This window comes from Sinorhizobium sp. NG07B, from assembly GCF_002532005.1.
Lineage (GTDB): Bacteria > Pseudomonadota > Alphaproteobacteria > Rhizobiales > Rhizobiaceae > Sinorhizobium > Sinorhizobium fredii_C.
Genome location: NZ_NWTD01000001.1, coordinates 1,046,050 through 1,057,822 on the forward strand (window position 1 = coordinate 1,046,050; position 11,773 = coordinate 1,057,822).

Sequence of the window (11,773 nt, forward strand, 5' to 3'; positions counted from 1 at the left end):
GCCTCGGGAGGTGGGTGTTCCAAGCGGTGCACGGCGCGCCTTGCACCCCCATTTCTTCCTCCGGACATTCAGTCTTCGACCGGTACCTCCTAACCTGGCTTGCGAAAGATGCGGGTCGAATCGAAGAGCCCTTCGAGCGTCCTCATCCGGTCCCTGGTTTCGTCCCAATTCGAGCTCTGCACCGCTTCGATCAGCGCCTCGACGAGGAACAGCAGCATGACCGAACTATCCCAGGCCGAGGGGACTTCGATCTGAGCGCGGAAGACCTTGGAAGCCGACTTAGCGACGGGCGAACCCCATTGGTCGGTGAAAAGGATGATCTCGACGCCGCGGTTGCGGGCGGAGCGGGCGAGGGTCTCCATTTCCTGTTCATAGCGACGGATGTCGAACAGGATCAGAACGTCGCCCTGTTTCATATCGAGCACGTAGTGCGGCCACGAGCTCGGATTGGCGGCAATCTGGGTGACGCCCGTGCGGATGACCTGGAGATGGGTGAAGAGGTAATCGGCCGTCGAGCGGGTGATGCGGCCGCCGACAAGATAGAGGTTGCGCTTGCGGTCGGCGATGAGGGCGGCCGCCTGGTCGAATTCGACCGGCTCCAGCTGGGACAGTGTCTGGCGCATATTGCCCATGATGGCATCGGCAAAGCGGTTGAGGATGTGGGTGCCCGGTGCGCTGGCCGCCCAGCGATCGTGCTTGGCTATCGGATTGGAGATCGTCGCCTCCAGCTCCTGGTGGAGCCTCGCCTGGAAATCGGGAAAGCCGCGAAAGCCGAGCTTCTGCACCATGCGCGCCACGGTCGGCGTGGAAACGCCGGCGTTCTCGGCGACCGTCGTGATCGAGCCGAGGCCGGAAACCGGATAGTTGTCGAGAAGTGTCTCCGCCAAACGTTTCTCGGCGCGCGTCAGCACCGCGAAATGCGCGTTGATCACATCCGACACCGTCATGGATGCCGTGTTGCCGTTCAATGTCGTGCCCCTCAGCCGGTCTTTGCCAGCTTGAAGGAAATTAAACATCGCGGGCGTAACCGAAGTCAATGGGAAACTGAAAAGATCGTTTCAAATTTTGATTGACACCCGCCGATTCGTGAAGAATTCTTTTCAGCAACATCGTCTGACGAGGCAAAGGGGAGCCGGTTTTGACGGGGCTTTTGACCCAGGCAGAGGGCGGTCCGGTCGCCATCGAGAGTGCCGATGCGAAGGGAGATTTTCTCTTCGTCTGCGAACACGCGTCGAGCCGTCTGCCCGAGCGCCTCGGAACGCTCGGCCTTTCCGAGGAAGCGCTCGCCAGCCACATCGCCTGGGATCCGGGAGCGCTGGCGGTTTCCAAGCTTCTTGCGGGGAAGGTGGATGGTACGCTCATCTATCAGCGTTTTTCACGCCTCGTCTATGACTGCAACAGACCGCCGGAGTCCGACGCCGCAACGCCGGTCGTCAGCGAGGTCTACGAGGTTCCGGGAAACCGGGTGATGTCGGCGTCGGAGCGCCAGGCGCGCGTCGACGAGATCTATCAGCCGTTCCGCGACGCGGTGTCCGCGTTCATCGCCGGTCGCAAGGCGGCGGGGCGGCTTCCGATTCTCGTCACCATGCACAGCTTTACGCCGGTCTATTTCGGCAAACGCCGCAGCGTCGAGATCGGCATCCTGCACGATGCCGACGGCCGGCTCGCCGACCGCATGCTGGCGGTCGCGACGAGCGGGGAGGTTGCATACGACATCCGTCGCAACGAGCCCTACGGGCCGACTGACGGCGTAACCCATAGCTTGATAGAATACGGCGTCCGTTACGGGCTGCCGAACGTGATGATCGAGATCAGGAACGATCTCATTCGCACCGAAGCCGGCCAGAGGGTCATGGCCGACTATCTGGAAGGGCTGCTCGCAAAAAGCGTAGCCGCCCTTCCGAAACAATAAAAGACCCAGGGGAGCGGCAAAGCCGCGGTCCTGTTCCGGTGCCGGAACAGGTGGTGACGTGACCTTTCGCAATGGCGCGCCGGGTCAGGAGAAACAGGGGAAAGAGATGTCAGACTATACCGAAACCGATAAGAAGCAGGATATGCACATCCTGCATTCGATGGGCTATGCCCAGGAACTCGAGCGGCGAATGAGCCAGTTCTCGAATTTCGCCGTATCCTTCTCGATCATCTGCATTCTGTCGGGGGGCATCAATTCGCTGGCGCAGGCGACCGCAGGTGCGGGCGGAGCGGCGATCGGCATCGGCTGGCCGCTCGGATGCTTCATCTCGCTGGTCTTTGCCGTGGCTATGGCGCAGATCAGCTCGGCCTATCCAACCGCCGGCGGCCTCTATCATTGGGGATCGATCCTCGGGAACCGCTTCACCGGCTGGCTCACGGCCTGGTTCAACCTCCTCGGCCTGGTGACCGTTCTCGGGGCCATCAACGTCGGCACCTATTACTTCTTCATGGGCTCATTCGGGACACCCTATTTCGGCCTGGAAGATACGACGACGACCCGCATCGTGTTCCTGGCGATCATCACCGGCGGGCAGGCGCTGGTGAACCACATGGGAATCGGCCTAACCGCGAAGCTCACCGACTTTTCCGGCTATCTGATCTTCGCCACCGCGATCCTGCTGGCGATCGTCTGCCTCGCGGCGGCCGACAGCTATGAGATCGGCAGGCTGTTCACCTTCTCGAATTATTCCGGCGAGGCGGGCGGCAATGTCTGGCCTGAGACCTCCGGAACCTGGGTGTTCCTGCTCGGCCTGCTGCTGCCGATCTACACGATCACCGGCTATGACGCTTCGGCGCATACGTCGGAGGAGACCGTCAAGGCGGCGGAATCGGTGCCGCGCGGCATGGTCTCCTCCGTGCTTTGGTCGGCGCTCTTCGGCTATATCATGCTATGCGCCTTCGTGCTGATGATCCCGAACATGGACGAAGCCGCCAAGCAGGGCTGGAACGTGTTCTTCTGGGCAATGGACGCGCAGGTCCATCCGCTCATCAAGGACATTCTCTACCTTGCCATCTTCGTCAGCCAGTGGCTGTGCGGCCTGGCGACGGTGACCTCGGTTTCGCGCATGATCTTCGCCTTCTCGCGTGACGGCGGCCTGCCGGCCTCAAAGGCACTCTCGAAGGTAAGCCCCACCTATCGCTCGCCGGTTGCAGCGATCTGGACGGGCTCGATCCTTTCGGTGCTGTTCGTCTGGGGTTCGTCGCTCGTCTCGATCGGCGAAACGCCGGTCTATACGATCGTCGTCTCCTGCACGGTCATCTTCCTGTTCTTCTCCTTCGCAATCCCGATCACGCTCGGCCTGTTCGCCTGGGGAACGTCGAAGTGGGACAAGATGGGGCCGTGGAACCTCGGCGAAGGGATGTTCAAGCTGTTCGCCATCCTGTCGATCATCGCCATGGTCCTGATCTTCGTGCTCGGCATTCAGCCGCCAAACGACTGGGCGCTCTACATCACCGTCGGCTTCCTCGTCGTCACCGGCATCATCTGGTTCGGTTTCGAGAGCCGCCGCTTCCGCGGGCCGCCGATCGGTGACGAGGTCGCGCGCCGCCAGGCGGAGATCGCTGCCGCCGAGAAGGCCGTCGGCGAAGTCTGAGAAGATGGAAAGAGGGCGGAGATCGCGCTTGCGATCTCCGCTTCGTATTAGCGGCTATGGGAACGGCCGCGCCGAAACATGGGATTGTACTTTCATGAGCTACTCGTTCGAGGAACTGAAAGAGGATGTCGCCAACGGGCGTATCGACACGGTGCTCGCCTGCCAGGTGGACATGCAAGGCCGCCTAATGGGCAAGCGTTTTCACGCCCAATATTTCGTCGATAGTGCTTGGAAGGAAACGCATAGCTGCAACTACCTGCTGGCGACCGACATCGAAATGGAAACCGTGCCCGGCTACAAGGCGACGAGCTGGGAGAAGGGCTACGGCGACTACACGATGAAGCCGGATCTTGCGACGCTTCGGCGCATCCCCTGGCTGGAAGGCACGGCGCTGGTTCTCTGCGACGTGCTCGATCATCATACGCATGAGGAAGTGCCGCATTCGCCGCGTGCCATCCTCAAGAGGCAGATCGCACGGCTCGAAGCCATGGGCCTCAAGGCCTTCATGGCGAGCGAGCTCGAATTCTTCCTGTTCGATCAGTCCTACGAGGATGCGCGGCTTTCCGGATACCGCGACCTGCATCTCGCCAGCGGCTACAACGAGGACTACCACATCTTCCAGACGACCAAGGAAGAGGATGTGATGCGGGCGATCCGCAACGGCCTTCAGGGTGCGGACATTCCGGTCGAGAATTCCAAGGGCGAAGCATCCGCCGGCCAGGAGGAAATCAACGTGCGCTATGCCGATGCGCTGACCATGGCCGACCGGCACGCCATCATCAAGAATGGCTGCAAAGAAATTGCCTGGTCTCGGGGCAAGGCGATCACCTTCCTCGCCAAGTGGAACTATTCCGCCGCCGGCTCGTCGTCGCATGTCCACCAGTCTCTGTGGAGCGTCGACGGCAAGACGCCGCTGTTCTACGATAAGGAGGGGCAATACGGCATGTCCGAGCTGATGCGGCAGTACGTGGCCGGATTGCTCGCCCATGCGAGCGAGATCACTTATTTCCTGGCGCCCTACATCAATTCCTACAAGCGCTTCATGGCCGGAACCTTCGCGCCCACAAAGGCGATCTGGAGCAAGGACAACCGCACCGCCGGCTATCGCCTGTGCGGCGAAGATACCAAGGCGATCCGCATCGAATGCCGCGTCGGCGGCTCCGACCTCAACCCCTATCTCGCCTTCGCCGCCTTGGTCGCGGCCGGCATATCCGGCATCGAGAACAAGATGCAACTGGAGGCGCCCTTCGTCGGCGATGCCTATCAGGGCAAGGAGGTGCGCGAAATTCCGCATACGCTCAGGGCGGCAACCGAAGCGCTGACGGGTTCGAAAATGCTGCGGGAAGCGTTCGGCGAAGAGGTCATCGACCACTATGCCCGTGCGGCGCGGTGGGAGCAGGAGGAATATGACCGGCGGGTGACGGATTGGGAGGTCGCGCGCGGATTCGAGAGGGCGTAGGGAATCCCCTCCGTACGAGGGTCTACCCCTCCCCAACCCCTCCCCCCAAGGGGGAGGGGCTTCGCGGCGGCACCGTCTTGCCCACCCCGGCGTTTTCGCGAGTTGCGACGCTTCAGGCCAGCGAGGCGAGGGTGCGGCAGTGTAGCCCCTCCCCCTTGTGGGGAGGGGTTGGGGAGGGGTCATTATTTTGAAAGCAGAAACAGGAAAACGATCATGACGATGATCAGATGCATTTCGCCGGTGAATGGCGAGGTCTTTGCCGAGCGGCCCGCACTGCCGCTGGAGCTCGCCAGACAGGCGGTGGCGCAGGCGCGGCTCGCGCAGAAGAGCTGGGCGAAGCGGCCGCTCGACGAGCGCGTCAAATTGGTGCTCGCCGGTGTGGCCCGACTCAACGAGATGGTCGACGACGTGGTGCCCGAACTTGCCTGGCAGATGGGCCGTCCGGTCCGCTACGGCGGCGAGTTCAAGGGTTTCAACGAGCGCTCGAATTACGTGGCCTCCATCGCCGCAGATGCGCTGAGGCCGCTTGTCGTCGAGGAGAGCGACCGCTTCGAGCGGCGCATCGAGCGCGAGCCGCATGGCGTCGTCTTCGTTATCGCGCCCTGGAACTATCCCTACATGACGGCGATCAATACGGTGGCGCCGGCGCTGATGGCCGGCAATACGGTGATCCTCAAGCATGCCAGCCAGACGATCCTCGTCGGCGAGCGCATGGTGCGTGCCTTCGTCGAGGCGGGTGTGCCGGCCGATGTCTTCCAGAACCTTTTCCTCGACCACCAGACGACCGCGGCGCTGATTGCCGCGAAAACCTTCGATTTCATCAACTTCACCGGCTCGGTCGAGGGCGGGCGCTCGATCGAGCGTGCGGCCGCAGGCACCTTTACCGGACTCGGCCTTGAGCTTGGCGGCAAGGACCCCGGCTATGTGATGGAGGATGCCGATCTCGATGCCGCCGTCGACACGCTGATGGATGGCGCCACCTACAATTCCGGCCAGTGCTGCTGCGGCATCGAGCGTATCTATGTGCACGAATCGCTCTATGATGCCTTCGTCGAGAAGGCGGTCGGCTGGGTTTCCAACTACAAGCTCGGAAACCCGCTCGATCCGGAAACGACACTCGGGCCAATGGCGAATAAGCGGTTTGCGGCAACCGTCCGCAACCAGATCGCCGATGCCGTATCGAAGGGCGCCAGGGCGCTGATCGATCCGAAGCGTTTCCCTGAGGACGACGGCGGCGCCTATCTCGCGCCGCAGGTCCTCGTCGATGTCGATCACTCGATGGAGTTCATGCGCGAGGAAACCTTCGGGCCGGCGGTCGGCATCATGAAGGTGAAGAGCGACGCCGAGGCGATCGAGCTGATGAACGACAGCCAGTATGGTCTTACCGCATCGCTCTGGACTAAGGATGCCGAGCGCGCCGCAAGCATCGGCCGCGAGCTCGAGACCGGCACCGTGTTCATGAACCGCGCCGACTATCTCGACCCGGCACTTTGCTGGACCGGCGTCAAGGAGACAGGTCGCGGCGGCTCGCTGTCAATGCTCGGCTTCCACAATCTCACCCGTCCGAAATCCTTCCATCTGAAGAAAGTCACAGCATGACGATCACCGCCAACTGGAGCTATCCGACCGCCGTCAAGTTCGGAGCCGGCCGCATCAAGGAGCTTGCCGACCATTGCAAGGCCGCCGGCATGAAGAAGCCGCTGCTGATCACCGACCGCGGGCTTGCGTCGATGCCGATCACGCAGAACGCGCTTGATATTCTGGAAGCTGCTGGCCTTGGGCGTGCCCTCTTTGCCGAGGTCGACCCGAACCCGAACGACCTCAATCTCAGGGCGGGGATCAAGGCGTTCAAGGATGGCGGCCATGACGGTGTCGTCGCCTTCGGCGGCGGCTCTGGCCTGGATCTCGGCAAATGCGTGGCCTTCATGGCCGGCCAGACCCGGCCGGTCTGGGACTTCGAGGACGTCGGCGACTGGTGGACGCGCGCCAGCGTCGATGGCATCGCACCGATCGTCGCCGTGCCGACGACGGCTGGCACCGGCTCCGAAGTGGGCCGCGCCAGCGTCATCACCAATTCGGCGAGCCACGTGAAGAAGGTGATCTTCCACCCGAAATTCCTCCCGGCCGTGACGATCTGCGACCCGGAACTGACGGTCGGCATGCCGAAGGTCATCACCGCCGGCACCGGCATGGACGCCTTTGCCCATTGCCTGGAGGCCTATTCCTCGCCCTTCTATCATCCGATGTCGGCAGGCATCGCGCTCGAAGGCATGCGGCTTGTCAAGGAAAACCTGCCGCGCGCCTACAAGGACGGCACGGACATCGAGGCGCGCGCCAATATGATGAGCGCGGCGGCGATGGGCGCGGTCGCATTCCAGAAGGGGCTCGGAGCGATCCACTCGCTTTCGCACCCGGTCGGCGCGATCTACAACACCCATCATGGGATGACCAATGCCGTGGTGATGCCGCCGGTGCTGCGCTTCAATCGGCCAGCGATCGAGGAGAAGATCGCGCGGGCGGCCGCCTATCTCGGCATCGCCGGCGGCTTCGACGGCTTCTATGACTATGTGCTGCAACTGCGCGAGGAACTCGGCGTGCCGGACAAGCTCTTCGCGCTCGGCGTCGGCACTGACCGAATAGGCGAGATGGCGGAAATGGCGATCGTAGACCCGACCGCCAGCGGCAATCCGGTGAAACTGACGCTCGACGCCGCGAAGAAGCTCTTTGCCGAGTGCATCTGAGCCATCGCGTTAATTTTTCCAAGGCTCAGGGAAGCGTTGATTTCCCGGGCTTTTTTGTTGGGAAGCCGCAAGCCGTCGGCTGCGCCGGTTAATCTTTGCCAGCCAAAGTTTCCATTTTGTTAACCATCTTCTGAAAGGTTCTGTTAACCGAACCTGCACCCGAGCCCAGGCGACGGGGGCACTGAGAGAATGAGGTGACAAGATGGCGGTCATTACTTTGGCCAACGCAAAGGGCGGCGCCGGCAAGACGACGGCTGCCCTGATCCTGGCGACGGAACTGGCCCGGCAGGGCAACCGCGTGGTGATCCTGGATGCGGATCCGCAGCGATGGATCACCAGCTGGTCGGAAGCCTCCGGTCACATCGCCAATCTCGAGGTGATCTCGCACATTACGCCCGCCTCGTTGCCCTGCCATATCCGCGAACTGAAAGACGAGGCCGATTACATCGTGGTCGATCTCGCCGGTGCCAGGGACGCGATCGTCGCGCTGGCACTCGGGCTTTCAGATCAGGTGCTGATCCCGGTGCAGGGCTGTGCCATGGACGCGCGCGGCGCAGTCCAGATCCTGGAGCTCATTCGCCAGATCGAACAGAAGGCCAGGGTGTGCATCAACCACTCGGTGGTCCTGACGCGCGTCAATTCCCTGGTGACGACGCGGGCGCTGCAGGCGATCAAGGCGCTGCTCGCCTCGCGCGGCGTTTCTGTCCTCGACACGCCGATTATCGAACGCGCCGCCTATCGGGAGATCTTCGAACTGGGCGGCACCTTGGAGACCATGGACCCAAACCGCGTCAGCAATCTCGACAAAGCGCGCGAAAACGCGTTCGCGCTCGCCAGCGAGGTGCAAAGCCTGCTGCCGGTAACGCCACGCCGTGCCCTTATGTCTCGCTTGCGCTCGGCCCTGCCTCGCGCGGCCTGAAGCGGGCGGCCCCCTATTGCCTCCCAAGGCCGGCCGGAACTGGCCTACAGCGCCGCGCGTCTTATCAGACGCGCAAAGGTCGTTGTAGCACTTAGAATTGCTGCATGTCTTTGTCCTTGAATCGAGGTCGATTCAAGGAGAGATGCAGTAGGCCGTTCCGGTCGAAATCTTCCGTCAGAACCGCCTGTCGATGAAATGCTTGGCCTGGGCGCCGGCATGATAGAAGGCAGATTTGAGGTTCCGCCAGGGATCCGGCGTGATCGGGGTCTCGGCGAGCGGGATCGCCGAGACGTCGCCCGTGACATGCCGGGCAAGGGCGCGGCCGAAGACCGTGCCGGGGGCGATGCCGCGGCCGTTGTAACCGCTGACGGAAACGACATTCGGCGCCAACGCGTGCATGACCGGCAGGTGATTGGTCGTCATGCCGATCCGGCCGTCCCACCAATATTCGAAGCGGAAATCGCCGATATAGGGGAAGAGCTTGCGCACCGAGCGCGCCGCGAAGGCGCGATGCGTCCCCGCGGCCATGGCGTCGAGGCGGCCGATCGAGCCGAAGATCAGCCGGTTCTGCCGATCCATGCGGAACGACGTCATGACGAGGCCCGTGTCCCAGGCGCCCTGGCGCTCGGGGAGGATGCGGCCCGCGACATCGTCAGGCAGCGGATTGGTCGCGAATTGAAAATAGGGAAGGACCGTGAGTTCCTGCGTCTGTGTCCTCCATGGCGCGCCGTTCACGAGCGCGCCATAGGCCTCGGTGGCGACGATGACATGCCGGGCCGTCAGCGTGCCGCGGCCGGCCGAAAGCTTCCAGGCGTCGCCGCTGCGCTCGGCGGCAACCAGCGGCGTTTCCGTGAAGATCTGGGCACCTGCCTTCAGCGCCGCCCGAGCCAGGCCGCGCGCATAGGCGAGAGGCTGGATCGTGCCGGCCCGCCGGTCGAGCAATGCGCCAGTAAATCCTTCGGCGCCTGAAAGCATCTTGGCCTTTTCCGCCGAAAGCGCTTCGACCGGGGCGCCCAGCTTCTGCCATTGCGCCTCGCGCGCGGTGATCTCCTTGAGCCCCTCGGGTCCGACCGCCATGTGCAGCGTTCCGTTGCGGACCGCTTCGCAAGCGATGCCATGACGCTCGACAAGGTCATAGACAAGCGAGGGGCCGTTCCCGAGCTCGCTCAACAGGCGGCCGCCGGCCTCCGCGCCGAGCGTGGCAATGAGGTCGTCCGGCTTCACCCACATGCCGGCATTGACCAGGCCGACATTGCGGCCGGAACCGCCGAAGCCGATCATGCGCGCCTCGATCACAACGGCCTTGACGCCCATTTCGGCGAGGTGAAGGGCGGCCGAGAGCCCGGTAAAGCCTCCGCCGATAATGGCCACATCTGCAGCCATGTCACCGCTGAGGCGGCCTGTTTCGGGTGCGGCTGGAGCCGTTGCATGCCAGAGGTTGGGAAGAGGGCGCTCCGTCGCCATTGCGGGCCATTCCTTTGCGGTAATCGAGGGATTCCTTTGCCTTTGATAGAACCAACGGGGCAAAGTTCTTCATGACAATGTTTCATAAAGTCATGAAGTCCGACAATGCCGGGCAAAGCGAACAGAAACGGGCGCGGATGACCGCGCGGCTCCGCCTGACTCAGCCCATCAGACAGCTCTCAATAAGGATTCAAGACATCCTCAGAAACCGGAGCGCCCGGCTCGTCGATGAACTCGACGGTCACGCCAACGCTGACCATCTTTCCGAGTTCGGTGGCGTCCCAATTGGTGAGCCGGATGCAGCCGTGGCTCTGCGTTTTGCCGATCTTCGATGGATCCGGCGTGCCGTGAATGCCGTAGGTCGGCCTCGAAAGCGCTATCCAGACGGTGCCCACCGGGCCGTTCGGTCCCGGCTGCAGCGTCAGGATCTTGTTGTTGGCGCCCTGCTGGAAGTTGATCTTCGGATTGTAAGTGTAACCTGGATTGAAGGCGATCCGCTCGACCGAGACCGTGCCCGACGGTGAAGGCGTATCAGCCGAACCGATGGTGGCGGGGTAGGCGGCGATGAGCTTGCCGGCATCGTCATAGGCGAACACCTGCTTGCGCCCCTTGTCGGCAATGATCCGTGCCACCTTTCCGGACTTGTTCGCTCCGGGATTGATGACCTTGATCGTCGTGCCAGGGATGGAGAAGTCGACGCCCGGGTTGAGTTCGCGCAGGTAGTTCTCGTCCATATGGAATTTCTCGCCCAGCATCTCGGCCGTGGAGGTGAAGGAGAGATGCGGGAGCTGCGCCTTGTGGGCATAGTCTTCCGGGATCGCGGCGACATAGGGCCCGGCTGCGTCGGCAGCGGTGATCGTGTAAGTGGTGATAGGCAGGCCGCCATTGAAGCGCAGCCGCTCGAGAATGTCCTCGGTATTGTTCGGGTCGAGCTTTTCGCCGGTCGCCTGCTGAAAGGCCTCTATCGCCTTGGTGACGTTGGAGCCCATCTTGCCGTCGATGACGCCCGGCGAGAAGCCTTCGCGGTCGAGGAAGACCTGGAGGGCGGTGATTTCGGCCCGCGATTTGCCCTTCATCTCGATCGCCGGCGGCATCGGCTGGCCGAGTGGATCCTGATACTGCGGATCGTAGGCGGCCTGTTCTTCGCCAAGGCTCGGAAGGCTGTTCGGCAGTTCCTCGCGTTCGACCGGGGCGGGCGTCGCGTCGCGATAGTCGGGAACGGTGCCGGTGTATTCACCGGGCTCTGAATAGCCGTAGCCGCGCTCCCGCTCGTTGGAATACCCGTCATCGCCGTATTGCCGGCGGCGCACGCCGTAGCCGTCATTCGGGACGACGGTGGCGACGATATTTCCCCAGGGATCCACGAGCACCGTACGGCCGCGGCGGTCGCGCATCGCCTGTACCTCGTCCGGTCCGGGCATGTAGTCGAGAATATCGCCCTCGGGAGTGACCAGCATCACATCGCCGCCGCCCCAATAGCCGCCATAGCCATCCTGGGCGCGGGCGGGCACGAGCTCCACTGCGAGAAGGCCGAGTGCGGCGAGAAGCGAAAGGCCGGTGCGGGTCGCTGACAAGTTGGAACCTATTTTCATGGTGGCTGCTTTGCGGCGGTACATACCGATTC

General features: G+C 62.7%; 9 protein-coding genes. 6 read left to right on the top strand and 3 right to left on the bottom strand.

All coding sequences use genetic code 11. The features are described 5' to 3' along the window. Positions 1-89 precede the first annotated feature (89 nt). On the bottom strand, positions 90-968 hold the full coding sequence (locus CO664_RS05070) for a MurR/RpiR family transcriptional regulator (protein WP_037415327.1): 879 nt from the start codon (positions 966-968) through the stop codon (positions 90-92). A gap of 170 nt (positions 969-1,138) precedes the next feature. Between CO664_RS05070 and CO664_RS05075 the strand changes: the two genes are divergently transcribed. The 6 genes from CO664_RS05075 (at position 1,139) to CO664_RS05100 (ending at position 8,685) form a co-directional block, all read left to right on the top strand. After that, a complete protein-coding gene (locus CO664_RS05075; RefSeq protein ID WP_037415330.1) occupies positions 1,139-1,912 on the top strand; it encodes an N-formylglutamate amidohydrolase in 774 nt (257 codons plus the stop codon). A 106-nt stretch (positions 1,913-2,018) separates the two neighbouring features. Further along, on the top strand, positions 2,019-3,566 hold the full coding sequence (locus CO664_RS05080) for an amino acid permease (protein ID WP_097538066.1): 1,548 nt from the start codon (positions 2,019-2,021) through the stop codon (positions 3,564-3,566). A 94-nt stretch (positions 3,567-3,660) separates the two neighbouring features. After that, positions 3,661-5,025, top strand: a complete 1,365-nt coding sequence (locus CO664_RS05085) for a glutamine synthetase family protein (protein WP_037415336.1) — start codon at positions 3,661-3,663, stop codon at positions 5,023-5,025. Positions 5,026-5,238: 213 nt separating this feature from the next. Next, positions 5,239-6,624, top strand: a complete 1,386-nt coding sequence (locus tag CO664_RS05090; protein WP_097538067.1) for an aldehyde dehydrogenase family protein — start codon at positions 5,239-5,241, stop codon at positions 6,622-6,624. Beyond that, positions 6,621-7,766, top strand: coding sequence for an iron-containing alcohol dehydrogenase (locus CO664_RS05095; protein WP_097538068.1), 1,146 nt, complete (start codon positions 6,621-6,623; stop codon positions 7,764-7,766). The genes CO664_RS05090 and CO664_RS05095 overlap by 4 nt, the downstream gene beginning before the upstream one ends. Before the next feature lie 202 nt (positions 7,767-7,968). Beyond that, a complete protein-coding gene (locus CO664_RS05100; RefSeq protein WP_037415343.1) occupies positions 7,969-8,685 on the top strand; it encodes a ParA family protein in 717 nt (238 codons plus the stop codon). A gap of 174 nt (positions 8,686-8,859) precedes the next feature. Here the strand turns inward: CO664_RS05100 and CO664_RS05105 are convergent, their stop codons facing one another. Together CO664_RS05105 and CO664_RS05110 are read right to left on the bottom strand one after the other, a co-directional pair. Continuing rightward, positions 8,860-10,149 carry an FAD-binding oxidoreductase gene (locus tag CO664_RS05105; protein ID WP_097538069.1) on the bottom strand — a complete coding sequence of 430 codons (1,290 nt, stop codon included), beginning with the start codon at positions 10,147-10,149 and terminating at the stop codon, positions 8,860-8,862. Between the two features lie 179 nt (positions 10,150-10,328). Then, positions 10,329-11,765 (bottom strand): L,D-transpeptidase family protein, encoded by a 1,437-nt coding sequence (locus CO664_RS05110; protein ID WP_097538070.1) that lies wholly within the window; start codon positions 11,763-11,765, stop codon positions 10,329-10,331. Between the last annotated feature and the right edge of the window lie 8 nt (positions 11,766-11,773).

What these genes read in the sequence shown, in the direction of transcription:
- CO664_RS05090 (WP_097538067.1), top strand. Translation starts at nt 5,239, where the DNA reads ATGACGATGATCAGATGCATTTCGCCGGTGAATGGCGAGGTCTTTGCC.
- CO664_RS05080 (WP_097538066.1), top strand. Translation starts at nt 2,019, where the DNA reads ATGTCAGACTATACCGAAACCGATAAGAAGCAGGATATGCACATCCTG.
- CO664_RS05105 (WP_097538069.1), bottom strand. Translation starts at nt 10,149, where the DNA reads ATGGCGACGGAGCGCCCTCTTCCCAACCTCTGGCATGCAACGGCTCCA.
- CO664_RS05110 (WP_097538070.1), bottom strand. Translation starts at nt 11,765, where the DNA reads ATGTACCGCCGCAAAGCAGCCACCATGAAAATAGGTTCCAACTTGTCA.
- CO664_RS05095 (WP_097538068.1), top strand. Translation starts at nt 6,621, where the DNA reads ATGACGATCACCGCCAACTGGAGCTATCCGACCGCCGTCAAGTTCGGA.
- CO664_RS05100 (WP_037415343.1), top strand. Translation starts at nt 7,969, where the DNA reads ATGGCGGTCATTACTTTGGCCAACGCAAAGGGCGGCGCCGGCAAGACG.
- CO664_RS05085 (WP_037415336.1), top strand. Translation starts at nt 3,661, where the DNA reads ATGAGCTACTCGTTCGAGGAACTGAAAGAGGATGTCGCCAACGGGCGT.